We start from the raw sequence: 24,972 nt of genomic DNA, 5'->3' as shown, positions 1-24,972 counted from the left end.
AAACGCTAGCACAGTGCTGAAACCATTCGTCCGGCCAGGCCAGCAGGTTCAGAGGATCAGGCAAGCATTTCGTTGGAATGCGCAAAGGCCCGATCGCCGGCAGGCCGGCTCACACGGGTGAACTGCGGGGCCCCCTGTGGGCGCCGGCTTGCCGGCGACAGGGCCAATACCGACAAACAGGACTTCCAGCGGAAAAACCCGGATAATGCCGGCCACTTTCGTTCTGCACGCTCAAATCACGGTAATCCGCGCATGGAAATCAAGGTCAATTTTCTCGACAACCTTCGTCTTGAAGCCAAGTTCGACGACTTCACGGTAATCGCCGACCAGCCGATCCGCTACAAAGGCGATGGCTCGGCGCCGGGTCCGTTCGACTATTTCCTTGCCTCGTCGGCCCTGTGCGCCGCGTACTTCGTCAAGCTGTACTGCCAGACCCGCGATATCCCTACTGAGAATATCCGCCTGTCGCAGAACAACATCGTCGACCCCGAGAATCGCTACAACCAGATCTTCAAGATCCAGGTCGAGCTGCCGGAAGACATTTCCGAGAAGGACCGCCAGGGCATCCTGCGTTCCATTGACCGCTGCACGGTCAAGAAAGTGGTGCAGACCGGCCCCGAGTTCATCATCGAGGAAGTCGACAACCTCGACGCCGATGCCCAGGGGCTGCTGATGCCGGTGGCCGACACCACCACCTACATCCCCGGCAAGGACCTGCCGCTGGAGCAGACTATTGCCAACATGTCCGGCATCCTCGCCGGGCTGGGCATGAAGATCGAAATTGCCTCGTGGCGCAACATCGTGCCCAACGTCTGGTCGTTGCACGTGCGCGACGCGCAATCGCCGATGTGCTTCACCAATGGCAAGGGTTCGACCAAGGAGGCCGCGTTGGCCTCGGCGCTGGGTGAGTTCATCGAGCGGCTGAACTGCAACTTCTTCTACAACGACCAGTTCTGGGGCGAGGAGATCGCCAACGCACCGTTCGTGCATTACCCCAACGAGCAATGGTTCAAGCCCGGCCCGAAAGACGCGCTGCCGGCCGAAATCCTTGACGCGTACTGCCTGGAAATCTACAACCCCGACGACGAACTGCGCGGCTCGCACCTGTACGACACCAACTCGGGCAACACCGAGCGCGGCATCTGCTCGCTGCCGTTCGTGCGCCAGTCCGACGAGCAGGTGGTGTACTTCCCGTCCAACCTGATCGAGAACCTGTTCCTGAGCAACGGCATGAGCGCTGGCAACACCCTGGCCGAAGCCCAGGTGCAGTGCCTGTCGGAAATCTTCGAGCGCGCGGTCAAGCGCGAAATCCTCGAAGGCGAACTGGCCTTGCCGGACGTGCCGCAGGAAGTGCTGGCCAAGTACCCGGGCATCCTCGCCGGTATCCAGGAGCTGGAAGAGCAGGGCTTCCCGGTGCTGGTCAAGGATGCCTCGCTGGGGGGGGAGTTCCCGGTGATGTGCGTGACCTTGATGAACCCGCGCACCGGCGGCGTGTTCGCCTCGTTCGGCGCGCACCCAAGCTTCGAGGTGGCGCTGGAGCGCAGCCTCACCGAACTGCTGCAGGGGCGCAGCTTCGAGGGCCTGAACGACCTGCCGCAACCAACCTTCGAAAGCCATGCACTGACCGAGCCGAACAACTTCGTCGAGCACTTCATCGACTCCAGCGGCGTGGTGTCGTGGCGCTTCTTCAGCGCCAAGGCCGACTTCGAGTTCGTCGAGTGGGATTTCTCCGGCCACGGCGAAGACTCCAACAGCCAGGAAGCCGCGACCCTTTTCGGTATCCTCGAGGGCCTGGGCAAGGAGGTGTACATGGCCGTGTACGACAACCTCGGCGCCACTGCCTGCCGCATCCTGGTGCCGGGCTACTCGGAGATCTACCCGGTCGAGGACTTGATCTGGGACAACACCAACCGCGCCCTGGGCTTTCGTGCCGACATCCTCAACCTGCACAGCCTCGACAACCGTGCCTTGCGCGCGCTGCTCAAGCGCCTGGACAACTGCGAGGTGGATGACTACACCACCATCACCACCCTGATCGGCGTCGAGTTCGACGACAACACTGTGTGGGGCCAGCTCACCATTCTTGAGCTGAAGCTGTTGATCTGCCTGGCCCTGAAGCGTTTCGAGGACGCCAAGGAGCTGGTCGAGGCGTTCCTGCAGTTCAACGACAACACCGTCGAGCGTGGCCTGTTCTATCAGGCCTTGAACGTGGTGCTGGAAGTGCAGCTCGACGACGAACTGGAGATGCAGGACTACGAGGCCAACTTCCGCCGCATGTTTGGCAACCCGCGAATGGATGCGGTGCTGGGCTCGGTGGACGGCAGCGTGCGCTTCCATGGCCTGACCCCGACTAGCATGAAGCTGGAAGGGCTGGACCGCCACCTGCGCCTGATCGAGAGCTACAAAAAGCTGCACGCCGCCCGCGCCAAGGCGCTCTGACGGTTCGAGGGGGCGCACAGCGCCCCCTTTGATGTACACCCGGCAAGGCCGTTTCATACCCATCTGTGTCCGAGGTAGCATGCTGCTCGCTCCCACCTTCAAGGATGTCATGGTGATCACGCTCTACAACCGGCTCAAAGCCTGCCTTGAGCACAGGCTCCGCAAACCGGTGGCCATCGAACCGGCCTTCGCGCCCACGCGTGTCGAGCAAGGCCTTGCCTGGCTGCCGCGCAACCGGGTGTTCGAAGCGCTCGACCTGCCGCTTCCAGGGTGCCCATCACTCGGTCTTGTTGACGCATCCTTGCAACAGCGCTATGCGGCATTTCTGGTAGGCGTGGCCGCAACGCCTGCGCCGCTGACCGATGACGCTGAGCGTGAAAGCGGCCGGCGTCTGGCCCGTGAGCTGCTGAGCCAGGCGATCGACCTGGGCAGCAGCAGGGCCCACGAGCAGTCGGACGAAATCTACTGGCTGGCGCAGTGCGCAGCCATCGCGTCCTTGTTCGCCGATGGCGCGCAATCCGCCGAGTTTGCCGGGTACCGGCAGCATGTCGAGTATTACCGTTCGTCCGGGCGCATGGCGGCCCAGGTCAAGGCATTCGACCGTTTCGTGGCCGCCAGCGGCCAGCCCGTGGCAGACGCCGAAGCACTGTCCTGCTCAGCCGATGGGCGCTATCGGGTCATGGTAAGTCCATGGGAGCCAAGGCATTCGCTTTGGGTCTATTCGCCGCGGATCATCGATACCCACCAGGGCACAAGCCTGTTGCGTTTCAACGATGCGTGCTGGTCAGCGGATGTCAGCACTTGGCATGATCGAGCTACTGTCGAGCTTGCGTTGCGCAAGTTTCCTGGCCGCCCGGCCGGCAAGCAGGTGAAGGTCATCATCGATTGTGCGAACCGCTTCGCACGGCTGCAAGCAGGCGGTGAAATCGAGTTGAAAGACCTGGAACGTGTGCTCGATGCTGGCTTGGAACGTGATTAGTTCTTGCACTTGGCCATGACCACCTGACACGTGTTCGGCGTGCCTCCGGAGCGCCCGGCATACCGAATGCAATTGTTCATCGACTTCTGCCGCGCAATGCTCAGCGTATTGCCCCAGGCCAGGCCACCTTCACCCGTGGTGGGCACCGCCTTGGCAAAGCAGTTCGAGCCGGGCGCTGCCGCGTAATGGCGCGCCTTGCTGCTTTTGCTCGAACACCCTGCAGTCAGTGCCAGGGCCAACGCGAGCAGGGCGTGTGCAGCCCATAACGCATACGGTGGTGCAGTGCGAGCATTCATGCCATCGCCTCGGCTGGGTGGGTGTCGCGTTTCCACGGGTTAATGCTTTCAGGATATGTCAAACAAGCCAAACGGTGAACTTATCGGGTCGCTTCGCGATCGGTAGCTAAGCGCACCCGTGCGCACGCCTGATGGACCGGGCAAACGCGCCAGGTCATCAGTTCCAGGTCACTGACTGATAAGGAGGCGCCGTGACCGCTACTGAGCAAACCCTCTACCGATGCACGCCCAGCCCGCTGCATGCGATCCTGTTGGCCGGTACGGTGCCGCTGTTCCTCGGCGCCCTGTTGAGTGACATCGCCTACTTCAAGAGCTACCAGATCCAGTGGAGCAACTTCGCCGCCTGGCTGATCGCCGGTGGGCTGGTGTTCTGCGGGTTGGCGCTGCTGTTCGCACTGGTCAACCTGGTGCGCGCGCCGCACAAGGCAGGGCGGCCGACCCTGTATTTCCTGTTGCTGCTGGTGACCTGGGTGCTCGGGCTGGTCAACGCCTTCGAGCACGCCAAGGATGCCTGGGCAGTGATGCCGGCAGGCCTGGTGCTGTCACTGATCGTGACCGTGCTGGCCTGTGTGGCGGCCTGGCTGGGCATGAGCAACCTGCGCTCGGGAGGTGCCGCATGAAGCCTTTGAACGCATTGCCCGTATTGAGCGTGGCGCTGTTGTTGAGCGCCTGTGGTGGTGACGCAGAGGCGACCCAGGCGCTTGGCCCGGATCCGCAGCTGCCGGCCCCGGAACGCGGCCTGCTGCCGAGCATGAAGATCGCCCAGCCGGCGCAGTGGGGCGAGCACAAGCCCACGGTGCCCGAGGGCTACAGCATCACGGCCATCGCCACCGAGCTGAAGATCCCGCGTCAGAGCCTGGTACTGCCCAACGGCGATATCCTGGTGGCAGAGGGGCGCGGCGGCAACGCCGCGAAGCTCAAGCCCAAGGATGTCATCGCCAGCCAGATCAAGGCCAAGGGCAATACCCAGGTCAAGGGCGGCAATCGCCTGACCCTGCTGCGCGACGCGGACGGCGATGGCACCTACGAGGTGCAGACGGTATTTGCCGAAAACCTCAACGCGCCCTATGGCCTGGCCTTTGCCGACGGCAAGCTGTACGTGGCGAACCAGGATGCGCTGGTGCGTTTCGACTACCAAGACGGCCAAACCCGGGCCAGCGGCGTGCCGACCAAGGTCACCGACCTGCCCGGTGAGATCAACCACCACTGGACCAAGTCGCTGACCATCAGCGCAGATGGCCGCTACCTGTACGTGGGCATCGGTTCCAACAGCAATATCACCGAGCGGGGCATGGAGGCCGAGGTCGACCGCGCCATGGTCTGGCAGATCGATGCCCAGAGCGGGGCGCACCGCCCCTATGCCACCGGGCTGCGCAATCCCACGGCACTGGCGATCCAGCCAGGTAGCGGGCAACTGTGGGCGGTGGTCAACGAACGTGACGAATTGGGCCCGGACCTGGTTCCGGATTACCTGACCTCGGTGCGCGAAGGCGCGTTCTATGGCTGGCCCTACAGCTATTGGGGGCAGAATGTCGATGAACGGGTGAAACCGCAGAATCCGGAGAAGGTGGCCGCTGCGATCAAGCCGGACTACAGCCTGGGTTCGCACGTGGCCGCGCTGGGCGTGGATTTCTCCATGCCGGCCATGGGCGAGCGGTTCGCCGACGGGGTGTTCGTGGGTGAGCACGGTAGCTGGAACCGGCCGAACCCGGTGGGCTACAAGGTGGTTTTCGTGCCGTTCGCCAACGGCAAGCCGGCCGGTGACCCGGTTGATTTCGCCACGGGTTTCCGGGGCGAAGACGGCAAGACCCGTGGCCGGCCTGTGGGCGTAACGGTCGACCCTCGCGGTGCCTTGATCATCGCCGATGACCTGGCGAACACAGTGTGGCGAGTAACGCCTAATCGCTGAACTCGCCCACCGCCCTCTTTGTGGGAGCCGGCAAGCCGGCTGCCACAGGGGCGCCGGCAGAGTGCCGAGCAATGGCTATGCTTGTCTGCGCGTGAACTTCTCATGCACACGACTTCGGTCTTGACCACAAGGAAGCAGGCTTATGACTCCTCTTTGCACACTCGCTCGCGCCGTCGCACTCGCTACCTTGGTTGCCACTGCCAGTTTCACGGTGCAGGCGGCCGATATTCCAATCGCCAGCGAAGCGCTGGAAAGCCACATCAAAACCGAGGTGACCGCCATCGACCAGGCCAGCCGCCAGGTTACGGTGAAAGGTGCCAACGACAAGCCCGTGACCTTTCAGCTGACGGAAAAGGCCAAGGCATTGCCGAATCTCAAAGTGGGTGACCAGGTCGACATCGAAGTGACCCGAGCAGTGGCATATGTGCTCAACACCGATGTGGGCGGGGCGCCGAAGGCCAGCGAAGAGTCCGGCACCATCCGTGCCACCCAAGCCAACCCGAACCCAGGAGGCGAGGCATTCCGTCAAGTGAGGGTCACTTCACAGATCAAGAAGATCGACCTGAAGACACACCAAGTGAGCTTGTTGCCACCGGAAGGCAAGCTGCAGGTGGTGAAGGTCGAGAACCCTGATCTGCAGAAGCGGATGAAGAACCTCAAGGTCGGCCAGACGGTCGATGCGATCTATACCGAGGTGCTAAAAATCAAAACTTCGCGCTGACGATTAGTTATTCGCGCTGCGAATGATAAGGGTGCACCGTTTCGATTTCCATTCACCCTGTCAATTCACCGATGATGCACTCATCCTGTTCTCCGATGAGTGCATCCATGTCCAACAAAACCTTCCTTCTAGGCTTCCTCCCGCTGCTCATGGCCCTGCTCGCGGGTGCCGTGCTGCCATTCCAGGCTGCTGCCAACGCCGCCGTCGGCCGGGCGCTGGGGCACTGGCTGTGGGGCGCGTTCACATCGCTGACGGTCAGTTCCCTGGTGGTCATCGCGGCGCTGCTGATCATGCGGGTGCCCATGCCCGACCTGGGCAAGGCCCTGCAAGGCCCTTGGTGGCTATGGATCGGTGGTGTACTGGGGGCCTTCTACGTGGCCGCTGCCGCGGCATTGATCCCGCGCCTGGGTACCGCAGGCTTCCTGGTGCTGGTGGTGGCGGGGCAGATCCTCACCTCGGTGGTGGTCGACCATTTCGGGCTGATGGGCGTGACCGGCAGACCGGTCAGCCTGGCCAGAGTTGCCGGTGTCGTGTTGATTCTGGCTGGGGTGTTTCTCGTTCAGGGCACCTGGACGACGAGCCCGGCCGGTAACGGCGCAGTCATCGCCAAGCAGCCTGAAGGCTGATCATGCACCGGGCTGGCTGCATGCCCAGACTGCCTCGCGCAGCCAGCGGTGGCCAGGGTCGCTGTCCTTCCTGGCATGCCAGGCCTGCTGGTAGGCCAGGACAGGAATGGGCAGGGGTGGGGTGAACTGGCGCAGGGCCTTGTGCTGCTGCATTGGGCCAACGGCGCGTTTGGCCACCGTCAACACCAGGTCGGTGCCGCCAAGCACCTCCACCGCCGCGCTCCAGTGCGGCAGCGCCAGTGCGATGCGCCGGCGCAGGCCGTGCTCGGCCAAGGCACGTTCGATCTCGTCGTGGGCATCCGGGCGCATGGCCATCAGCACATGTGGGCGCGCCAGCCAGTCCTCCAGCGTCAGGCCACCCTTGGCGGGCAATACCTGGCGGTCGGCCACGCTGATGAAACTGTCTTCGAAAAGGGTCTGTACGCTGATGTCCGGTGGCAGCTCGGGGAAGATGCCCAAGGCCAGGTCGAGTTCGCCATCAAGCAATTGCGCCAGCATGGTCTCGCGGCTGGCCTGGCTGATGGCCAGGTCGACTCCTGGCGCCATCCGGCGCAGGTGGCGCACCAGTGGCGGCAGGATGATGCGCGAGGAATAGTCGGATAATGACAGGCGAAAACGCCGTTGCGCCTGGGCCGGCTCGAAGCGCGGGGTGGCGAGCAGGCCGTTGAGGCTGCCCAGGGCATCCTGCAGGGGCTTGGCCAGGGCCTGGGCGCGCGCGCTCAGGGTCATCTGGCCGTTCTGGCGGATCAGCAGGGGGTCATCGAAATGCGCGCGCAGTTGCGCCAGGGCGTGGCTCACCGCCGGTTGGCTGCGGTGCAGGCGCAGCGCGGCGCGAGTCACGTGCTTTTCGCTGAGCAGGGCATGTAGGGCCAGCAGCAGGTTAAGGTCGATTTTGCGCAGTTCATCCATGGGGCGAATGGCCTGGTGGCTTTGGCGAAGGTGTTATCAGCCTAACAGATAGGTTGGCCTCATCGCCGGCAAGGTTCGGTTAAGTACCTGTGGGAGCCGGCTTGCCGGCGATGAGGCCAGAACAGGCACAAAAGAGACCCGCGGCGCTATAATCGCCGCCCGTTTTACTGTATCCGAGCATTCTAATGGGTCTCTCCGCAACCGCCACACCCGAACCGCGCCGCCTGGGCGCCCCCTTGATCGCCCTGGCCCTGTTGCTGGCCGGCGCCTGGTTCCTCAACCTCAATGCCGGCTTCAAGCAGGTATTGCTGCTGATCGTCGGCGCCGCTCTGGGCCTGACGCTGTACCACGCAGCCTTCGGCTTCACCTCCGCCTGGCGCGTGTTCATCAATGAACGACGCGGTGCCGGCCTGCGTGCGCAGATGGTCATGCTGACCCTGGCTGTGCTGCTGTTCTTCCCCGCGCTGGCGGCCGGCAGCCTGTTCGGCAACCCTGTTACCGGGCTGGTAGCTCCGGCCGGGGTTTCGGTGGTGTTCGGCGCCTTCATCTTCGGTATCGGCATGCAACTGGGTGGCGGGTGCGCGTCGGGGACGCTGTTCACCGTCGGGGGCGGCAATGCGCGGATGCTGGTGACCTTGCTGTTCTTCATCATCGGTTCGGTCACCGCCACGCACCATGCTGACTGGTGGTTCGCCCTGCCTTCGTTCCCGGCCACTTCGATCATTCAGGCCTGGGGCGTCGCTCCAGCGCTGCTGGTGAGCGTGGCCGTGTTCGCGCTTATCGCCTGGGCAACCGTGGTCCTGGAAAAACGCCGGCATGGCGCCCTGCAAGCCCCGGCGAGCAGTGAGCAGCAGGGCCTGCGCCGCTTCCTGCGCGGCCCGTGGCCCCTGCTGTGGGGTGCCATTGCCCTGGCCTTGCTCAACTATGCCACCCTGGCCCTGGCCGGGCGCCCGTGGGGCATCACCTCGGCGTTCGCCTTGTGGGGTGCCAAGACCCTTTCCGGTTTCGGCGTAGACGTCGGCAGCTGGCCGTTCTGGCAAGCGCCGGCCAACGCCAAGGCGCTGGCTTCGCCGCTGTGGCAGGACATCACCACGGTCATGGACATCGGCATCGTGCTCGGCGCCTTGCTGGCGGCGGGCCTGGCCGGCCGCTTCGCGCCAAACTTGAAGATTCCGCTGCCGTCGCTGATCGCCGCGGTGATCGGTGGCCTGCTGCTGGGTTACGGTTCGCGCCTGGCTTATGGCTGCAACATCGGCGCCTACTTCAGCGGCATTGCCTCGGGCAGCGTGCATGGCTGGCTGTGGCTGGTGGCTGCGTACAGCGGCAACCTGATCGGGGTACGCCTGCGCCCACTGTTCTTTGCCGGCGAGCGCCAGCCGGTAGCACTCACCGGCTGCTGAGTGATCGTTTGAGTTTTGTCTAATAATTGCCAAGAATTCAGATAGTTACGGCCTTTTTCTGGATGAAATCTTACGCGTGGAACTGAGCGAATGGCGTGAGATTTCATCGAATCAAGGTTAGAAAAACTCGTTAACTATCTGAAAATAAAGGCTTTAACGCTTGGCAACCGCGTGCTGGACGCACTGTTCAAAATAGGTCTGCTTGATGGCGGGGGGCTTCAACTGCGAGCGGCTGTTATACGTCTGTTCGGTGATGCCAAAAGCCGTCATGCGCATCCATGGCTTGGGGAACTTGCGTGCCTGCAGCTTCTTGCGTGTGGCATACAAAGTAACCCCCGAGAGCTTGGCATGCTGCGCCTCGGCGGCGATCTGCGAACCCCATTCACAGACCTGGCGATCATTCTGGCCCAGTGTCCTGGCGTGGGCGCCGAAGGCGGCCGAGGCCAGCAGGCAGCCGGCCATCGTTGCTAGAAATACTCGCATGTTGCTGTCCTAAGCATATGAAGATGAAGGGAGTTTGCCTTTGGTTTCATAAGCTGGGGGCCAGTACTTTGCTTGCGCGGTAGTGGCGATGCAGAGGCGAATTGCCAGTCGTTTGAAGGGACGTTGCGCAGTGGCGCAGATCGAGCGCCGCCGGCGCGGCGCATCGCGGATGAATTCGCGCCTACATCAACAAATACCGCATCACCTGTATGTGATCGTACAACTGCTTGCGCTATGATGTCGGCTGTCTTTCTAGGTGAAATACACGGCATGACAGAGCAGCAGGTACAGGCAAGGACCCGGCGCAAACCGCGCAGTCTGGCCCAGGAACTGGTCACGGTGCTGACCGAGCGCATCCGCAGTGGCCAGCTCAAGCGCGGCGACAAGCTGCCGACCGAATCCCAGATCATGGCCGAGGAGGGCGTCAGCCGCACCGTGGTGCGTGAGGCGATCTCGCGGCTGCAGGCGGCCGGGCAGGTCGAGACGCGGCACGGCATCGGCACCTTCGTGCTGGATATGCCGGCCACGGGCGGGTTTCGCATCGACCCGGCCACCGTTGTTACCTTGCGCGAGGTACTGGCGGTGCTGGAACTGCGCATTGCCCTGGAGATCGAGTCGGCGGGCCTGGCGGCGCAGCGACGTAGCGACGAAGAGCTGGCCGGCATGCGCGCGGCGCTGGATGAGCTCAACGAAGGGGCCGCACATGCCAACGATGCGGTCTCGGCGGATTTCCAGTTCCACCTGCGCATTGCCCAGGCCAGCGGCAACCATTATTTCGCCGACATCATCAATCACCTGGGTACCAGCATCATTCCACGTACCCGCCTCAACTCGGCGCGCCTGGCGCATGATGACCAGGCGCACTACATGGGGCGCCTGATGCATGAACACGAGGCGATCTACGAGGCCATTGCTCGGCGTGACAGCGAAGGGGCGAAGATGGCCATGCGCATGCACCTGAGCAACAGTCGCGAGCGGTTGCGCCAGGCGCATGAAGCGGCCGAGGCGCAAGGGGTCTGACTGCTCGGTGGGCTGCGCTGGCCCTATCGCCGGCAAGCCGGCGCCCACAATGATCACATCCAACCCTGTGGGGCCGGGTTGCCGGCGATAGGGCCGGCAAAGACAAAAAAGCCCCGCATGTGCGGGGCTTCTTGCATCAGGGCATTCAGATCGCCCCATCACTCCACTGACCGTTCACCAGGCGTCGCAGCCCGAGCGGGTTGCTGTCGCGCAGCGCCTCAGGCAGCAGCGTCTGTGGGTAGTTCTGATAGCAGACCGGGCGCAGGAAACGGTCGATGGCCAAGGTACCCACCGAGGTGCCACGCGCGTCGGAGGTGGCCGGGTAAGGGCCGCCATGGACCATCGCATCGCACACCTCGACACCGGTCGGGTAGCCGTTGACCAGGATGCGGCCTACCTTCTCTTCGAGCAACGGTACCAGCCAGGCAAAGGCTTCGAGGTCCTCCGGCTCGCCGATCAGCGTCGCGGTCAGCTGGCCACGCAGGCCGAGCAGGGCGGCACGCAGTTGTGCATTGTCCTGGGCCTCGACCGCCACGGTGGTCGGGCCGAACACTTCTTCCTGCAACAGCGGGTCGGATTCGACCAGCAGACGGGCATCGGCCTTGAACAGCTGGGCGCGTGCCTGGCTGCCTTGCTGGGCCTGGCCGGCCAGGTGGGTAATGCCGGCGTGAGCCTGCAGGTGCTCCAGGCCGCCGACGTAGCTGCGCAGGCCGCCGGCGTTGAGCATGGTCTGCCCGGCTTGGGCATCCAGGTGCTGGCCCAGGTCGGCGAGCAACTGGCTGTATTCAGGCGATTGCAGGCCGATCACCAGGCCTGGGTTGGTGCAGAACTGGCCGGCACCCATGCAGACCGAGCCGGCCAACTCGCGGGCAATGGCCTCGCCACGCTTGGCCAGGGCGCCCGGCAGGATGATCACCGGGTTGATGCTGGACATCTCGGCAAATACTGGAATCGGCTGCGGACGCTCGGCGGCCATGCGGCACAAGGCGTCGCCGCCCTTGAGCGAACCGGTGAAGCCGACCGCCTGGATTGCCGGGTGCTTGACCAGCCATTCACCGACACCACCGCCGAAGACCATGTTGAATACGCCCTTGGGCATGCCGGTACGCACGGCGGCACGCTCGATCGCGCAACCCACCAGGTCGGCGGTGGCCATGTGGCCGCTGTGCGCCTTGAACACCACCGGGCAACCCGCAGCCAGCGCAGCAGCGGTGTCGCCCCCGGCAGTGGAGAAGGCCAACGGGAAGTTGCTAGCGCCGAATACTGCCACCGGGCCGACACCGATGCGCATCTGGCGCAAATCTACCCGTGGCAGTGGTTGGCGGTCGGGCAGGGCCAGGTCGATGCGTGCACCCAGGTAGTCGCCACGGCGCAGCACCTGAGCAAACAGGCGCATCTGGCCGCTGGTGCGGCCGCGTTCACCCTGGATGCGCGCTGCAGGCAGGGCGGTTTCACGGCAGACGATGGCGACGAAGGCGTCGTCCAGTTCATCCAGTTCGGCGGCAATGGCGTCGAGGAACTCGGCGCGGCGTGCAGGCGCCAGCTGGCGGAATTCGGCGAAGGCCGCAGCGGCTGCCTTGGCCGCCTGGTCGACCTCGTTCTCGGTGGCCTGGACGAAGCTGTAGGGCAGTGCCTCGCCGGTGCTGGCGTCCAGGCTCTGCAGGCGCTGCTGGCCAGCGGCGCTGCGCTGGCCGGCGATGAAGTTGTGGCCAAGAATCTCAGGCATGGTGTGCTCCTGTAGGTGATGGAATCAAAGAGGGATAGTGGGAGCCGGCTTGCCGGCGATCACCGGCCTAGCCGGTGCCAGGCACCGCAGTGCCCGCATCGCCGGCAAGCCGGCTCCCACATGGGCCATGGCTCAGGTAATAGGGGCCGGATTGAACAGGGTGATGTCATTGTGCAGGCGGTGCTGTTCGGCCCAGGTCTGCTTGCGGCCGCTGGCCACGTCCAGGTAGTAGTGGAACAGCTCCCAGCCCAGTTCCTCGATGCTCGCTCGGCCACTGGCGATGCGACCGGCGTCGATGTCGATCAAATCGGGCCAGCGCTGGGCCAGCTCGGTGCGGGTGCAGACCTTGACCACCGGCGCCATGGCCAGGCCGTAAGGCGTGCCGCGCCCGGTGGTGAACACGTGCAGGTTCATGCCGGCGGCAAGCTGCAGGGTGCCGCAGACGAAATCGCTGGCCGGGGTGGCGCAGAAGATCAGGCCTTTGCGGTTGACCCGCTCGCCTGGGCCGAGCACGCCCTGGATGGCACCGCTGCCGGACTTGACGATCGAACCGAGGGATTTCTCGACGATGTTCGACAGGCCGCCTTTCTTGTTGCCCGGTGTGGTGTTGGCACTGCGATCGGCTGCGCCCTGCTGCAGGTAGCGGTCGTACCAGTCCATCTCGCGCACCAGTGCGTCAGCCACATCCTGGTTTTCGGCGCGGGAGGTGAGCATGTAGATGGCATCGCGTACCTCGGTCACTTCCGAGAACAGCACGGTGGCGCCGGCACGCACCAGCAGATCGGATGCATAGCCCAGCGCCGGGTTGGCGGTGATGCCGGAGAACGCATCGCTGCCACCGCATTGCATGCCCAGGATCAGCTCGCTGGCCGGTACGGTTTCACGACGTCGCTGGTCGAGCTTTTTCAGACGGGTTTCGGCCAGGCCCATGATCTGTTCGATCATCTCGACGAAACCGAGGCTGGCATCCTGCAGGCGATACAGCCATGGCTCGCTGAGGTCCACCGACGGGTCGTTGTCGTGCATCACCTGGCCGGCCTGCAGCTTCTCGCAGCCCAGGCTGATCACCAGTGCTTCGCCGCCCAGGTTGGGGTTGCGCGCCAGGTTGCGTACGGTACGAATGGGGATATAGGCATCACGGGCGTTGATCGCCACGCCGCAGCCGTAGCTGTGGGTGAGGGCTACCACGTCGTCGACGTTGGGGTACCGGGGCAGCAGTTCGGCGCGGATGCGCTTGACCGCATGCTCCAGTACGCCGGTCACGCACTGTACGGTGGTGGTGATGCCCAGGATATTGCGGGTACCGACGGTGCCGTCGGCGTTGCGGTAGCCTTCGAAGGTGAAGCCCTCCAGCGGCGGCAAGGGGGCTGGCACCGCATCGCAGCGTGGCAGGCTGTCCAGTTCCGGGGCGGCGGGCATGGCCAACTGGCTCTCCTGCACCCAGCTGCCCTGGCGCAGGTCTTCCAACGCGTAGCCGATGACCTGCCCGTAGCGGCGCACCGGCTCGCCCTTGGCGATGTGCACGGTGGCGACCTTGTGGCTTTGCGGCACGCCTTCGATCAGGGTCAGGCCATCGGCGAAGCGGGCGCCTTCGCCCAGGCCGCCATCGTTGACCACTACTACGACGTTATCGTCGTCGTGCAGGCGGACGTAGCGGGGCGAGTCGGAATGTTCGATCAACTGCATGGTGTGGCCCTGTCTGTCATGTTCTCAGGCTTTGTACAGCTGCCCGCACCCGGGTGTGCCGGGGCGGGCGTGTTCACTCAGTGACGCGAGCCGGCCAGCTCGCCGCGGGCGGCGGGTTCGGCCTCAGGCTTTGCTTGTTCACGCAATTCGATACGCTTGATCGGCCCGACGATCACCAGGTAGCTGAATACCGCTACCAGGGCGTTGGCACCTACGTACACCAGGGCCCACTTGAACGATCCGGTGGCGCTGATGATGTAGCCGATGACGATCGGTGTGGTGATCGAGGCAATGTTGCCGAAGGTGTTGAACAGGCCACCGGACAGGCCGGCGATCTGCTTGGGCGAGGTGTCGGCAACCACGGCCCAGCCCAGTGCACCGATACCCTTGCCGAAGAAGGCCAGGGTCATGAAGCCGACCACCATCCATTCGGCGTCGACATAGTTGCAGAACACCATGGTGGTCGACAGCAGCAGGCCGCAGACGATCGGCAGCTTGCGCGCGAAGGTCAGCGAGTTGCCCCGGCGCAGCAGCCAGTCCGAGATTACCCCGCCAAGCACGCCGCCGATGAAGCCGCATACCGCCGGCAAAGAGGCGATGAAGCCGGCCTTGAGGATGGTCATGCCGCGCTCTTGTACCAGGTAAACCGGGAACCAGGTCAGGAAGAAGTAGGTGATGGCGTTGATGCAGTACTGGCCCAGGTATACGCCCAGGAGCATGCGGCTGGTCAGCAGTTGCTTGATGTAGCCCCATTTCGGGCCGTCGTTGCCGCGTTTCTGGTCCATGTCCACCAGGCCGCCGTTCTGCTCGATATGTTCAAGCTCGGCAGGGCTGATGCGGGGGTGCTGGCGCGGGTTGTGGATGGTCTTGAGCCAGACCATGGAGAACACGATACCCAGCCCGCCCATGACCACGAACACATGCTCCCAGCCGAAGCTGAAGACGATCCAGCCCATGATCGGGGCGAACAACGCCGTGGCGAAGTATTGCGCCGAGTTGAAGATTGCAGACGCCGTGCCGCGCTCCTGGGTGGGGAACCAGGCCGCGACGATGCGGGCATTGCCCGGGAACGACGGGGCTTCGGCGAAGCCGACCAGAAAACGCAGGGTGAACAGGGTGACCACTGCCCAGGCGACCGGCAAGCCGCCGACGAAGCCTTGAAGCAGGGTGAACAGCGACCAGGTGAAGATGCTGAAGGCGTAGACGTTCTTCGAACCGAAGCGGTCCAGCAGCCAGCCGCCGGGAATCTGGCCGGCCACATAGGCCCAGCCGAAGGCGGAGAAGATATAACCGAGGGTGACGGCGTCGATGCCGAGGTCTTTCTGCAGGCTGGAGCCTGCAATGGCGATGGTGGCTCGGTCGGCATAGTTGATCGTGGTCACCAGAAACAGCATGAACAGGATCAGGTAGCGCACATGCGTCTTTTTCGTCGCTTGCATGCTGGCAATACTCCCACTAGTTATTTTTGTGCGGGCTCACGAGTTGTAGCCGGAGTGGGGGCAGCCCACTCCGGGCGCGGCATTGGCAGGCCGCGGGGTGCGCTTATTGCGGACCCATCTTGTCCATCAGTGCCGCGAGCATTTCGTACTCTTCGACGGTCAGGTCGGTCAGCGGTGTGCGCACCGGGCCTGCGTCGTAACCGGCGATCTTGGCACCGGCCTTGACGATACTGACGGCGTAGCCGGCCTTGCGGTTGCGGATGTCCAGGTACGGCAGGAAGAAATCGTCGATCAGCTTGGCCACGGTAGCGTGATCGTCACGGGCGATCGCGTGGTAGAAGTCCATCGCTGTCTTGGGCACGAAGTTGAACACCGCCGAGGAATACACTGGTACGCCCAGTGCCTTGTAGGCCGCAGCATACACCTCGGCGGTCGGCAGGCCACCCAGGTAGCTGAAACGATCACCCAGGCGGCGACGAATCGACACCATCAACTCGATGTCGCCCAGGCCGTCCTTGTAGCCGATCAGGTTCGGGCAGCGTTCGGCGAGCTTTTCCAGCAGGTCGGCGTTGAGGCGGCAGACGTTGCGGTTGTAGACGACCACACCGATGTTCACCGACTTGCACACGGCTTCGACGTGGGCAGCGACGCCATCCTGGCTGGCTTCGGTCAGGTAGTGCGGCAGCAGCAGCAGGCCCTTGGCACCCAGGCGTTCGGCTTCTTGCGCGTATTCGATGGCCTGGCGGGTGGAGCCACCGACGCCGGCGAGGATCGGTACCGACTTGGCGCAGGTGTCGACCGCGGTCTTGATCACTTGGCTGTATTCGCTGGCCGCGAGGGAGAAGAACTCACCGGTGCCACCGGCGGCGAACAGCGCGCTGGCGCCATAGGGTGCCAGCCATTCCAGGCGCTTGACGTAGCCAGCCTGGTGGAAATCGCCCTGGGCATTGAAGTCGGTGACCGGGAAAGACAGCAGGCCGTGGGAGAGGATGGATTTCAGTTCTTGTGGAGTCATTGTTGTAGGCATCCTGTGGCGCTTGGGTGAAGGGTGTTGTTCTGCGTTGGATGTAAGTTATCGTACAACTTGCACGATGGCTAGTACCCTGTTGCAAAATTTTGTGGGTTACAGGTGCCTGTCTCAGGATTTGTGGTGGGGCGTAAATCGAGCGCCGCCCGTGCGGCGCATCGCGGATGAATCCGCTCCTGCATCGGTTGCAACGTGCCGCAGCCTGTCAGGCCATGGTTGTCCGCCTTTGGCGCCCGCCGAAAAATCGCGTCGAGCCAGCAAGGCAGGCAACCGTGGCCTATCAGGCACAGGTACGTTGCTACAAATGTAGGAGCGGATTCATCCGCGATGCACCGCGCGGGCGGCGCTCGGTCTCGCAGGCGCAGACGATCTCACGACAACCACTAACCAGGTCATCGTATCTCTACAGGGGGAAAGGCAAAAAAACGATCGCGGAGACAGGCACAAGCCCGCCGCCCGCTTCCACGGGAAGTGTTCTGGGACCAGCAGAGGGTGACCGGGAAAGCAGGGGCGACCTTGCGCCGCCCCGCGATCAAAGCTAACGAAGCTGAGAATCAGGCAGCGTGTTGACGCTTGACCTGTGCCTTGCGCACCTGGGCGCGGCAGGCGTCGCCGAAGGCCTGGAAGATCTTGATCGAGTCAGGGTTCTTCGCGGCTTGCCACTCTGGGTGCCACTGCACGGCGAACAGGAACGGCGAAATGCTTGGTGCGTGAATCGCCTCGACCAGGCCGTCTTCGGCGTGGGCGATCGGCTCGATACCCGCGCCGAGGTTGCGCAGGCCCTGGCCATGCAGCGAGTTGACGCGAATCTCGTCGGTACCGAGGGTGTCACGCAGCCAGCTGCCTGGCTTGATCTTCACACCGTGAACCTGGGCGTACTGCACGTCGACCGGGTCTTCCGGGTTTTCCCGGTGGTCGTTGAAGCCAGGTTCGGCGTAGACCTTCTGGTAGATGTCGCCACCCAGGGCCACGTTGATTTCCTGCATGCCACGGCAGATGCCGAAGATGGGCAGGCCACGCTTGATCGCCGCCTTCACCAGCGGGATATCGAACAGGTCGCGGTTGACGTCCTGGCCTTTGCCTGGGGTCTGGTTTTCCTGGCCGTACAGGCTCGGCTCGATGTTACTGCCGGCACCGGTCAGGTACACGCCGTCGGCCATGTCCAGGTAGGTCTCGAGGTCTTCGATGCCACAGCAGGTGGGCACCAGTACCGGGACACAATCGGAGAACTCGACCAGCGGGGTGATGTATTTGTGGGTCATGACCTGGTAGTCATGGCCTTTGCGCTCTTGGCTGCCCATGGTCATCAGGACGACGGGTTTACGCAGGGAGGGTTGCTTGTTGCCAATGTTGCTGTTGGACATATGTCACCTTATGGCAGGTTCGACCTGCCGTTGTTGTGCAGGTGCACGGCGCGTGGCCTGTTGTGTCACCTGAAGCCCCGAGCACTGCCGGCTCGTCAGAGGCGACGATTCCGGTCGGGGCTTGTAGATAGCTTGCCAGAGCCGTTCGATATGTCAAACGGCTGAAGGGGGCATGGGAAGGGGTTTTGCGCCGAAATTCGGGGGGTAAAACCCTTGCGAGCCTGAGGCGGCAAGGGTTTGGCAGGGGGCGAGGTCAATAATATTTAACGACGCAGTTGGATCATTGCAGCGGCGCAATGAAGTGGGCCTTGAAGTGTGTTCGCTGGCCTTATCGCCGGCAAGCCAGCGCCCACAAGGACCACACCGAACCCTGTGGAAGCCGGCTTGCCGGCGACAGGGCCAGTGGCATCAATGAAGGATCTGCGCCAGGAACCCTTTGGCCCGCGCCGTGCGCGGCTGGTTGAAGAACACCTCCGGCGGGCTGTCCTCGATGATCTGCCCACCTTCCAGAAACAGCACCCGCTCCGCCACCTGCCGGGCAAAGCCCATTTCATGGGTGACGCACAGCATGGTCATGCCCGTACCGGCTAGCTGCACCAGCACATCCAGCACCTCGGCGACCATCTCCGGGTCGAGCGCCGAAGTCGGCTCATCAAACAGCATGATCCGCGGCTTCATGCACAGCGCCCGAGCGATCGCCACGCGTTGCTGCTGGCCGCCAGAGAGCTGGCTGGGGTATTTGTGCGCCTGGCTCTCGATCCCCACCTTGTTCAGGTACATCCGCGCCCGTTCCTCGGCATCCGTGCGCGACAGGCCGCGCACGCTGGTGGGCGCAAGCAGGCAGTTGTCGAGCACGCTCATGTGCGGGAACAGGTTGAAATGCTGGAACACCATGCCGATTTCACTGCGCACCTGGGCGGCCAGGCGTGTGGCGGCAGCCAGGTCGATACCGTCCACCTGGATGCTGCCCTGTTGAGCGATTTCCAGGCGGTTGATGCAACGGATCAGGGTGGATTTGCCCGAACCGGAAGGGCCGCACAGCACAATGCGCTCGCCTTCGCGCACCTGCAGGTTGATGTCGCGCAGCACATGGAAGGCGCCATAGTGCTTGTTCAGGCCTTCGATACGGATCAGTACCGGGCGTGGATCGGGCTCGGGGGCAAGGCTGGCAACGCTCAAAGGGGCGGTCATGTTGTTGTTCTCCCGCAGGGCTTCAGTCGAAACGAGCCGCGCTGTAGGGCGCAGGGTCGGTAAAGGGGCGCTCGCCGGTGAGCATCTCGGCGAGCAGGCGGCCGCTGACAGGGCCGAGCGTCAGGCCGTGGTGGGCATGGCCGAAGTTGAACCACAGGCCCTTGTGCCGCGGCGCTGGGCCGATCACCGGGCGCATGTCGGGCAGACACGGGCGGCGGCCCAGCCAAGGTTTGTCGTCGAGGCGCTCACCCAGGGCCGGAAACAGCCTGCGGGCCAGTGCTTCGCAGCGGTCGAGCTGTATTTCGTTGCCCGGCGCGTCGCTGGCGGCGAATTCGATCCCGGTGGTCAGGCGCACGCCGCGAGCCATCGGCGCCAGCACGTAGCCGCCCTGGGTGTCGCAGATCGAATGCTGCAACTGGGCGCCGTTACGGGTGGCGTAATGCATGTGATAGCCGCGCTTGATGCCCAGCGGAATTCGATAGCCCAGTTGCTGGAAAAGCTCCGCCGATTGCGGGCCCAGGCAGGCCACCACTTCGTCGGCGACGATTGGCCCGCGCTGGCTTTCGACCTGCCACTGCTTGCCGACCTGGCGCAGGCTGCGTGCATCACCGTGCAGGAACTGCCCGCCACGGTGGACGAACAGTGCGCCGTAGCCATGGGTGAGGGCGCCGGGATTGTTCACGGTCTTCGGGTCGAGCCAATGGATACCGCCAACCACGGCGCTGTCGAGCTGATGCTCGCGGCCCTGCAATTGGGCGCGCTCGAGGATTTCGTATTTCAGGCCATAGCGGGCCAGGCCCTTGAGCTCGGCCTTGGCCTTTTCGAATAGCGCAGGCTCGCGGTACACCTCGATCCAGCCCTTGGCCTGCACCAGGCCTTGCAGGCCGGCAGCCTTGATCAGCGCGTCGTGTTCCTCGACGCAACGCTGCACCAGCGGCAGCATGTCGGCGGCTGCGCCAGCCAGGCGTCGCGGCGCCGATTGCTGCCAGTAGCGCAGCAGCCAGGGCGCGGCCTTGGGCAGGTGCATCAGGCTGTAGCGCACATCGGGCTGGCGGTTCAGGCCGTAGCGCAGCAAAGCGCCGAACTGCCGAGGGAAGGCGTAGGGGATCACGCTGGAGCGCTCGATCAGCCCGGCATTGCCGTGGCTGGTGCCGCTGCCGGGTTCGTCGCGGTCGATCAGTATCACTTGGCGCCCGCGTGCTTGCAGGTGCAGCGCAGTGCTGACGCCAACGATGCCGGCGCCGAGGACAAGGGTCTGGCAATGCATGGATGTATCCTTCAGTCAGTTCAAGTGGCGGCCCAGGCGGGCTTCCAGGTGTTTGAGCAGACGCCGCACCAGCTCCACGATCACCAGGTAGAGCACCGCGGCCCACAGGTAGATCTGGAAGTCGAAGCTGCGCGAGAAGGCCAGCTTGGTCACGCCCATCAGGTCATAGAGCGTTACCAGCGAGGCGATGGCGCTGGCCTTGATCATCAGGATCAGTTCGTTGCCCAGCGGGCCGATGGCCACCAGCAGCGATTGCGGCAGGATCACCTTGAAAAAGGTGGTCGAGCGTTTCAGGTTCAGCGCCCGCGCCGCTTCGTACTGCCCCGGTGCCACCGCCATCAGGCTGCCGCGGAAGATCTCGGCCTGGTAGGCGGCGGTGTTGAGGGTGAAGGCCAGCAAGGTGCAGAACCAGGCCTCGCGGAAGAACCACCAGAGCCCGACGTCCTGCCAGAAGCCCTTGAGTGAGCCAAGGCCGTAATACAGCAGAAACAGCTGGGCCAGCAGCGGCGAGCCGCGGAAGATGTAGATGTAGCCGGCCGCCAGCCGTTGCAGCAGCAGATTGCGCGACAGGCGCGCCAAGGCTAGCAGCAGGCCCAGCACGGCGCCCAGGCTGAAGGAAATAGCCACCAGCTTGGCGGTCACCACCAAGCCATCGACAAACCGCGGGCCATAGCGCTGCAACAGGTCGGGGTCCAGGACCAGGCCCAGCAATTGTTCGGCACTCATGTGCGTGCTCCTTGCAGGTGGCGGTTGCTGCGCCGTTCGATGTAGGCGAACACCCGCCCCGACAGCGCTGAGAACAGCAGGTAGCCCAGGCAGGCGACGCCGTAGAAGAACATCGGCTCTTTGGTCACGCTGACCGCCAGGTTGGTCTGGCGCATCAAGTCGACCAGCGAGATGGTCGACACCAGCGAGGTGTCCTTGAGCAGCGACAGCCAGTTGTTGGACAGGCCCGGCAGGGCGATGCGGGTCAATTGCGGCAACACCACCTTGAAGAATGCCGTGCGCTTGCCCAAGCCCAGTGCCGAGCAGGCCTCCAGTTGCCCTTTGGGCAGCGTCTTGAAGGCCGCCAGCCAGATTTCACTGGAAAAGGCGGCGAACACCAGGCTGAAGGCGATCATCGCGGCGAGGAAGGTGTTGATCAGAAACTCGCCTTCATAGCCCATGGCGGCCAGCAGTTTCTGCGCGGCGATCTGGCAGCCGTAATAGATGATCAGCAGAGTCAGCAGCTCGGGCAGGCCGCGGAACACGGTCGAGAAGGTGGTCGCCCAGGCCCGCGGCAGGCGCTTGCGTGAGCGGGCCGCCAGGGCCACGACCAGGCCCAGGGGCAGGCCGATGGGCAGGCAGGCGAGGGCCAGTGAAACGGTCACCAGGGCCCCGGCCAGCAGCGCCTGGCCCCAGCCACCGCTGGCGAAGGAAAGCAAGGACAATTGGTCGAGCATGACGTACCCCTTGTACTGACGGGTCTGGCCCTATCGCCGGCAAGCCGGCTCCCACAGGTATCTCACCGAACCTGAGTGCTGTGCTGGATCTGTGGGAGCTGGCTTGCCGGCGATAGGGGCCGACAGTCAGTTGTAGATGTCGAAGGCGAAGTACTTGCTGGCGATCTTTTGGTAGGTACCGTTGGCAACGATCGCGGCAAGCGCGGCGTTCAACCGCTGGCGCAACGCCTCGTCGTCCTTGCGCACGGCAATGGCGGCGTCGGCCTTGGTCCCGGCCACGTCACCCAGGACCTTGCAGCAGTCCTGGCCGTTCTTGTTCATCCACTCGTGCAGCGGGAACTTGTCGGCGATCACCCCATCCAGGCGGCCGGCGGCGAGGTCGGCGTTGGCTTCGTCCATGGTCGGGTACAGCTTCACGTCGGCGCCGGCCTTGGCGTACACGTCCTCGGCATAGATCGCCTGGGTCGAGGACGACTGGGCGCCCACGGTGTAGCCGTTGAAGGCGGTCTGGGCGTCGGCGATCTTGCTGTCCTTGGCCACCGCGACGGTCAGCGGGGTGCGGTAGTAATGGTCGGTGAAGGCGATCTTCTTGCGGCGTTCCTCGGTGTCGATCATCGAGGCCACCACAGCGTCGTACTTGCGCGCCATCAGCGCCGGGATGATGCCTTCCCAGTCCTGGGCGACCAGGGTGCACTCGACCTCCATCTGCTCGCACAGGGCGTGGGTGATGTCGATGTCGAAGCCATGCAGCTTGTTATCGGCATCCACATAGTTGAAGGGCGGGTAAGCGCCCTCGGTGGCGAAGCGCAGGGTTTCGGCGCTGGCCGCACCCGCCAGCAGCAGGGTACACGCACCCACCATAGCCATGGTCTTGTTCATCTTGCACCTCTTGCACTCTTGCTATTGTTGTTTGCCCGCCGTGTAGCCGACGAACTCGTTATGTAGAGCGGCAGTCGCTTCCAAGCGTTTTTCAACATCAGGCCCGAGTTTCTTGCAGACCTCGTTGACCATCAGGTGCACCCACGACAGCATCGCCGAGGTGGATTCCCAGAACAGATTGAACTCGGTGGGGATGCGGAACACCTCGTCGGCGTTGGCATCGGCCCAGTCACAGAAGGTGTCGGTCACCAGCGTGACAGGGATGCCCGCCTGGCGTGCCTTCTGGCACAGCATCAGGGCATGGCGGGAATAGCGGCGAGCCTCGAACACCACCAGGGCGCTGTTTTCCGGGCGGCCCAGCAGCACTTCGCCGAAATGCCCGGCACTGCCATCGACCGCCTGCACGCCGTCGCGCAGGTAATGCAGCAGGTGCGCCATGCACTGGGCGATGCCGCGTTCGGTCTGAAAGCCCGCGACGAACACCCGCGGCCGCTCTGCCAGGCGCTGTGCGGTGCGGTGCCAGGCTTCGCTGCGGCTGTATTCGTGCACGCGCACCAAGGCGGCAATTTCCAGCTCCAGGCTGCCCGTGCTGGCGCTCTCGTCTTGCTGCTGGCGATATTCTTGCAAGCGATCACCGACCAGCCACGGGCCGTCGCCCAGGTCGCTCTGCAGGTCTTGCTTGAGCGCCTTGAGATGGGCATAACCGAGGGAGCGGCAGAAACGTCCGACACTGGATTCGCTGACAGCGAGCTTGGCAGCGATGCTGGCTGAGGTCTGGAACGGCAGTTCGTGGAGGTTGGCGAGCATGTAGCTGGCGATCTTGCGGCCCGAGGCTGCGGCCCCTTGCAGGCTGTGTTCCAGGCGTTGCTTGATCGATGGGCTCATGCGGCTGCTCCAGAGGTGTGAAACAGAAAATGGATGTTTTCTGTCATCAAGTCAATATTTGACAGATAGCTGTCACTTGCAGGAAAGTTTTTGTCGTTGCCAACGCTGTTGCCATTCCAATTCCAATAAGGAGCTACAGATGTCCGCACCTTCCAACAGCCCTGTCGTGCGCGTGCCGTTCAGCCAGTTGCAGGGGCTGCTGCAAGCCATTCTCCAGCGCCACGGCTGCAGCGAAAGCGTGGCTGGCGTGCTTGCCCACAACTGCGCCAGCGCCCAGCGCGACGGCGCCCACAGCCATGGCGTGTTCCGCATTCCAGGCTATGTCTCGACACTGGCCAGCGGCTGGGTGAATGGCCAGGCTGTGCCGCAAGTCACCGATGTGGCACCGGCGTTCGTGCGGGTCGATGCTGGCGGTGGCTTTGCCCAGCCGGCCCTGGCTGCCGCGCGCGGCCTGCTGGTGGAGAAAGCGCGCAGTGCCGGCATCGCCGTGCTGGCGATCCACAATTCGCACCATTTCGCTGCGCTGTGGCCGGATGTCGAGCCATTCGCCGAAGAGGGCCTGGTGGCCCTGAGCGTGGTCAACAGCATGACCTGCGTCGTGCCGCACGGGGCGCGCAAGCCGTTGTTCGGCACCAACCCGATCGCGTTCGCCGCCCCGTGCGCAGGGCATGACCCTATCGTCTTCGACATGGCTACCAGCGCCATGGCCCACGGTGACGTTCAGATCGCCGCGCGCGCCGGGCAGTCATTGCCCGAAGGCATGGGCGTGGATGCCGATGGCCAGCCGACCACCGACCCCAAGGCCATCCTCGAAGGTGGGGCCTTGCTGCCGTTCGGCGGGCACAAGGGCTCGGCCCTGTCGATGATGGTGGAGTTGCTGGCGGCGGCGCTGACGGGTGGGCATTTCTCCTGGGAGTTCGACTGGTCGGGCCATCCGGGCGCCAAGACGCCCTGGACCGGGCAGTTGATCGTCGTCATCGACCCGAGCAAGGCCGAAGGTGAGCGGTTTGCCCTGCGCAGCCGGGAGCTGGTCGAGCAGATGCAGGCGGTGGGCTTGCCGCGGATGCCGGGCGAGCGGCGTTATCGGGAGCGGGAAGTGGCTGAGCGAGAAGGGGTGGCGGTGACCGCGCGGGAGTTGCAGGAGCTTGAGGGGTTGGCTGGCTGAGCGGGCCTCATCGCCGGCAAGCCGGCTCCCACAAGGATGCCGCAGTGCACAAGATCAGAGGGTGGGTGTGGGAGCCGGCTTGCCGGCGGCAGGGCCGGTTGCCTCACCACCAGGCCCCC

At 63.9% G+C, this 24,972-nt stretch carries 23 protein-coding genes; 9 read left to right on the top strand and 14 right to left on the bottom strand.

What is annotated here, in order from left to right; genetic code table 11:
- The first annotated feature begins 252 nt into the window (after positions 1–252).
- Complete coding sequence (locus tag KU43P_RS14020; protein ID WP_317657977.1) at positions 253–2,439, top strand: OsmC domain/YcaO domain-containing protein; 2,187 nt, start codon at positions 253–255, stop codon at positions 2,437–2,439.
- Between the two features lie 79 nt (positions 2,440–2,518).
- Positions 2,519–3,418: a hypothetical protein gene (locus KU43P_RS14015; RefSeq protein WP_317657976.1), complete on the top strand. Its 900-nt coding sequence runs from the start codon at positions 2,519–2,521 to the stop codon at positions 3,416–3,418.
- Here KU43P_RS14015 and KU43P_RS14010 read toward each other — a convergent pair.
- On the bottom strand, positions 3,415–3,714 hold the full coding sequence (locus KU43P_RS14010; protein ID WP_317657975.1) for a hypothetical protein: 300 nt from the start codon (positions 3,712–3,714) through the stop codon (positions 3,415–3,417). The genes KU43P_RS14015 and KU43P_RS14010 overlap by 4 nt on opposite strands.
- 191 nt (positions 3,715–3,905) lie before the next feature.
- On the opposite strand from KU43P_RS14010, the gene KU43P_RS14005 reads away from it, so the two are divergent.
- The 4 genes from KU43P_RS14005 to KU43P_RS13990 all read left to right on the top strand — a co-directional run bounded on the left by KU43P_RS14005 (position 3,906) and on the right by KU43P_RS13990 (position 6,970).
- Positions 3,906–4,334 carry a DUF2231 domain-containing protein gene (locus KU43P_RS14005; protein WP_317657974.1) on the top strand — a complete coding sequence of 143 codons (429 nt, stop codon included), beginning with the start codon at positions 3,906–3,908 and terminating at the stop codon, positions 4,332–4,334.
- The gene (locus tag KU43P_RS14000; protein ID WP_317657973.1) at positions 4,331–5,623 is read left to right on the top strand and encodes a PQQ-dependent sugar dehydrogenase; all 1,293 of its coding nucleotides are present in this window, start codon (positions 4,331–4,333) and stop codon (positions 5,621–5,623) included. Before KU43P_RS14005 ends, KU43P_RS14000 begins: the two co-directional genes overlap by 4 nt.
- A 142-nt stretch (positions 5,624–5,765) precedes the next feature.
- A complete protein-coding gene (locus KU43P_RS13995; protein WP_317657972.1) occupies positions 5,766–6,344 on the top strand; it encodes a hypothetical protein in 579 nt (192 codons plus the stop codon).
- A gap of 107 nt (positions 6,345–6,451) precedes the next feature.
- Positions 6,452–6,970, top strand: coding sequence for a DMT family transporter (locus KU43P_RS13990; protein ID WP_317657971.1), 519 nt, complete (start codon positions 6,452–6,454; stop codon positions 6,968–6,970).
- On the opposite strand, the gene KU43P_RS13985 is transcribed toward KU43P_RS13990, so the two are convergent.
- Positions 6,971–7,879, bottom strand: coding sequence for a LysR family transcriptional regulator (locus KU43P_RS13985; RefSeq protein ID WP_317657970.1), 909 nt, complete (start codon positions 7,877–7,879; stop codon positions 6,971–6,973).
- A 185-nt stretch (positions 7,880–8,064) separates the two neighbouring features.
- Between KU43P_RS13985 and KU43P_RS13980 the strand changes: the two genes are divergently transcribed.
- Positions 8,065–9,279 carry a YeeE/YedE family protein gene (locus KU43P_RS13980; protein WP_317657969.1) on the top strand — a complete coding sequence of 405 codons (1,215 nt, stop codon included), beginning with the start codon at positions 8,065–8,067 and terminating at the stop codon, positions 9,277–9,279.
- A 153-nt stretch (positions 9,280–9,432) separates the two neighbouring features.
- On the opposite strand, the gene KU43P_RS13975 is transcribed toward KU43P_RS13980, so the two are convergent.
- Positions 9,433–9,762, bottom strand: coding sequence for a hypothetical protein (locus KU43P_RS13975; RefSeq protein ID WP_317657968.1), 330 nt, complete (start codon positions 9,760–9,762; stop codon positions 9,433–9,435).
- 270 nt (positions 9,763–10,032) lie between these two features.
- On the opposite strand from KU43P_RS13975, the gene KU43P_RS13970 reads away from it, so the two are divergent.
- Positions 10,033–10,782 carry a FadR/GntR family transcriptional regulator gene (locus KU43P_RS13970; protein WP_317657967.1) on the top strand — a complete coding sequence of 250 codons (750 nt, stop codon included), beginning with the start codon at positions 10,033–10,035 and terminating at the stop codon, positions 10,780–10,782.
- A 145-nt stretch (positions 10,783–10,927) separates the two neighbouring features.
- On the opposite strand, the gene KU43P_RS13965 is transcribed toward KU43P_RS13970, so the two are convergent.
- From KU43P_RS13965 to KU43P_RS13915, 11 genes are all read right to left on the bottom strand, one after another.
- A complete protein-coding gene (locus KU43P_RS13965; RefSeq protein ID WP_317657966.1) occupies positions 10,928–12,508 on the bottom strand; it encodes an aldehyde dehydrogenase (NADP(+)) in 1,581 nt (526 codons plus the stop codon).
- A gap of 132 nt (positions 12,509–12,640) precedes the next feature.
- Positions 12,641–14,194 (bottom strand): galactarate dehydratase, encoded by a 1,554-nt coding sequence (gene garD / locus KU43P_RS13960; protein WP_317657965.1) that lies wholly within the window; start codon positions 14,192–14,194, stop codon positions 12,641–12,643.
- Positions 14,195–14,271: 77 nt separating this feature from the next.
- Positions 14,272–15,633: an MFS transporter gene (locus tag KU43P_RS13955; RefSeq protein WP_317657964.1), complete on the bottom strand. Its 1,362-nt coding sequence runs from the start codon at positions 15,631–15,633 to the stop codon at positions 14,272–14,274.
- 103 nt (positions 15,634–15,736) lie between these two features.
- Complete coding sequence (gene kdgD, locus KU43P_RS13950; protein WP_317657963.1) at positions 15,737–16,648, bottom strand: 5-dehydro-4-deoxyglucarate dehydratase; 912 nt, start codon at positions 16,646–16,648, stop codon at positions 15,737–15,739.
- Between the two features lie 566 nt (positions 16,649–17,214).
- Positions 17,215–18,024: a gamma-glutamyl-gamma-aminobutyrate hydrolase family protein gene (locus KU43P_RS13945; RefSeq protein WP_317657962.1), complete on the bottom strand. Its 810-nt coding sequence runs from the start codon at positions 18,022–18,024 to the stop codon at positions 17,215–17,217.
- 408 nt (positions 18,025–18,432) lie between these two features.
- Positions 18,433–19,215: an amino acid ABC transporter ATP-binding protein gene (locus KU43P_RS13940; RefSeq protein WP_317657961.1), complete on the bottom strand. Its 783-nt coding sequence runs from the start codon at positions 19,213–19,215 to the stop codon at positions 18,433–18,435.
- 22 nt (positions 19,216–19,237) lie between these two features.
- Positions 19,238–20,482 (bottom strand): NAD(P)/FAD-dependent oxidoreductase, encoded by a 1,245-nt coding sequence (locus KU43P_RS13935; protein ID WP_317657960.1) that lies wholly within the window; start codon positions 20,480–20,482, stop codon positions 19,238–19,240.
- 15 nt (positions 20,483–20,497) lie between these two features.
- Complete coding sequence (locus KU43P_RS13930) at positions 20,498–21,208, bottom strand: ABC transporter permease (protein ID WP_317657959.1); 711 nt, start codon at positions 21,206–21,208, stop codon at positions 20,498–20,500.
- Complete coding sequence (locus tag KU43P_RS13925; RefSeq protein WP_317657958.1) at positions 21,205–21,924, bottom strand: ABC transporter permease; 720 nt, start codon at positions 21,922–21,924, stop codon at positions 21,205–21,207. The genes KU43P_RS13930 and KU43P_RS13925 overlap by 4 nt, the downstream gene beginning before the upstream one ends.
- 126 nt (positions 21,925–22,050) lie before the next feature.
- On the bottom strand, positions 22,051–22,803 hold the full coding sequence (locus tag KU43P_RS13920) for a transporter substrate-binding domain-containing protein (RefSeq protein WP_317657957.1): 753 nt from the start codon (positions 22,801–22,803) through the stop codon (positions 22,051–22,053).
- A gap of 21 nt (positions 22,804–22,824) precedes the next feature.
- Positions 22,825–23,688 carry a MurR/RpiR family transcriptional regulator gene (locus KU43P_RS13915; protein WP_317657956.1) on the bottom strand — a complete coding sequence of 288 codons (864 nt, stop codon included), beginning with the start codon at positions 23,686–23,688 and terminating at the stop codon, positions 22,825–22,827.
- A 139-nt stretch (positions 23,689–23,827) separates the two neighbouring features.
- Here KU43P_RS13915 and KU43P_RS13910 point away from each other — a divergent pair, with 139 nt between their 5' ends.
- Positions 23,828–24,853, top strand: a complete 1,026-nt coding sequence (locus tag KU43P_RS13910) for an Ldh family oxidoreductase (protein ID WP_317657955.1) — start codon at positions 23,828–23,830, stop codon at positions 24,851–24,853.
- Positions 24,854–24,972: the final 119 nt, after the last annotated feature.

Source organism: Pseudomonas sp. KU43P, assembly GCF_033095865.1.
Lineage (GTDB): Bacteria > Pseudomonadota > Gammaproteobacteria > Pseudomonadales > Pseudomonadaceae > Aquipseudomonas.
Note: the sequence above shows the minus strand (reverse complement) of the source record. Positions and strands in the feature narration are given on the sequence as shown.

Coding starts and splice junctions, on each gene's coding strand:
- KU43P_RS14020 (WP_317657977.1), top strand. CDS start 253: ATGGAAATCAAGGTCAATTTTCTCGACAACCTTCGTCTTGAAGCCAAG.
- KU43P_RS14015 (WP_317657976.1), top strand. CDS start 2,519: ATGCTGCTCGCTCCCACCTTCAAGGATGTCATGGTGATCACGCTCTAC.
- KU43P_RS14010 (WP_317657975.1), bottom strand. CDS start 3,714: ATGAATGCTCGCACTGCACCACCGTATGCGTTATGGGCTGCACACGCC.
- KU43P_RS14000 (WP_317657973.1), top strand. CDS start 4,331: ATGAAGCCTTTGAACGCATTGCCCGTATTGAGCGTGGCGCTGTTGTTG.
- KU43P_RS13995 (WP_317657972.1), top strand. CDS start 5,766: ATGACTCCTCTTTGCACACTCGCTCGCGCCGTCGCACTCGCTACCTTG.
- KU43P_RS13990 (WP_317657971.1), top strand. CDS start 6,452: ATGTCCAACAAAACCTTCCTTCTAGGCTTCCTCCCGCTGCTCATGGCC.
- KU43P_RS13985 (WP_317657970.1), bottom strand. CDS start 7,879: ATGGATGAACTGCGCAAAATCGACCTTAACCTGCTGCTGGCCCTACAT.
- KU43P_RS13980 (WP_317657969.1), top strand. CDS start 8,065: ATGGGTCTCTCCGCAACCGCCACACCCGAACCGCGCCGCCTGGGCGCC.
- KU43P_RS13975 (WP_317657968.1), bottom strand. CDS start 9,762: ATGCGAGTATTTCTAGCAACGATGGCCGGCTGCCTGCTGGCCTCGGCC.
- KU43P_RS13970 (WP_317657967.1), top strand. CDS start 10,033: ATGACAGAGCAGCAGGTACAGGCAAGGACCCGGCGCAAACCGCGCAGT.
- KU43P_RS13965 (WP_317657966.1), bottom strand. CDS start 12,508: ATGCCTGAGATTCTTGGCCACAACTTCATCGCCGGCCAGCGCAGCGCC.
- garD (WP_317657965.1), bottom strand. CDS start 14,194: ATGCAGTTGATCGAACATTCCGACTCGCCCCGCTACGTCCGCCTGCAC.
- KU43P_RS13955 (WP_317657964.1), bottom strand. CDS start 15,633: ATGCAAGCGACGAAAAAGACGCATGTGCGCTACCTGATCCTGTTCATG.
- kdgD (WP_317657963.1), bottom strand. CDS start 16,648: ATGACTCCACAAGAACTGAAATCCATCCTCTCCCACGGCCTGCTGTCT.
- KU43P_RS13945 (WP_317657962.1), bottom strand. CDS start 18,024: ATGTCCAACAGCAACATTGGCAACAAGCAACCCTCCCTGCGTAAACCC.
- KU43P_RS13940 (WP_317657961.1), bottom strand. CDS start 19,215: ATGACCGCCCCTTTGAGCGTTGCCAGCCTTGCCCCCGAGCCCGATCCA.
- KU43P_RS13935 (WP_317657960.1), bottom strand. CDS start 20,482: ATGCATTGCCAGACCCTTGTCCTCGGCGCCGGCATCGTTGGCGTCAGC.
- KU43P_RS13930 (WP_317657959.1), bottom strand. CDS start 21,208: ATGAGTGCCGAACAATTGCTGGGCCTGGTCCTGGACCCCGACCTGTTG.
- KU43P_RS13925 (WP_317657958.1), bottom strand. CDS start 21,924: ATGCTCGACCAATTGTCCTTGCTTTCCTTCGCCAGCGGTGGCTGGGGC.
- KU43P_RS13920 (WP_317657957.1), bottom strand. CDS start 22,803: ATGAACAAGACCATGGCTATGGTGGGTGCGTGTACCCTGCTGCTGGCG.
- KU43P_RS13915 (WP_317657956.1), bottom strand. CDS start 23,688: ATGAGCCCATCGATCAAGCAACGCCTGGAACACAGCCTGCAAGGGGCC.
- KU43P_RS13910 (WP_317657955.1), top strand. CDS start 23,828: ATGTCCGCACCTTCCAACAGCCCTGTCGTGCGCGTGCCGTTCAGCCAG.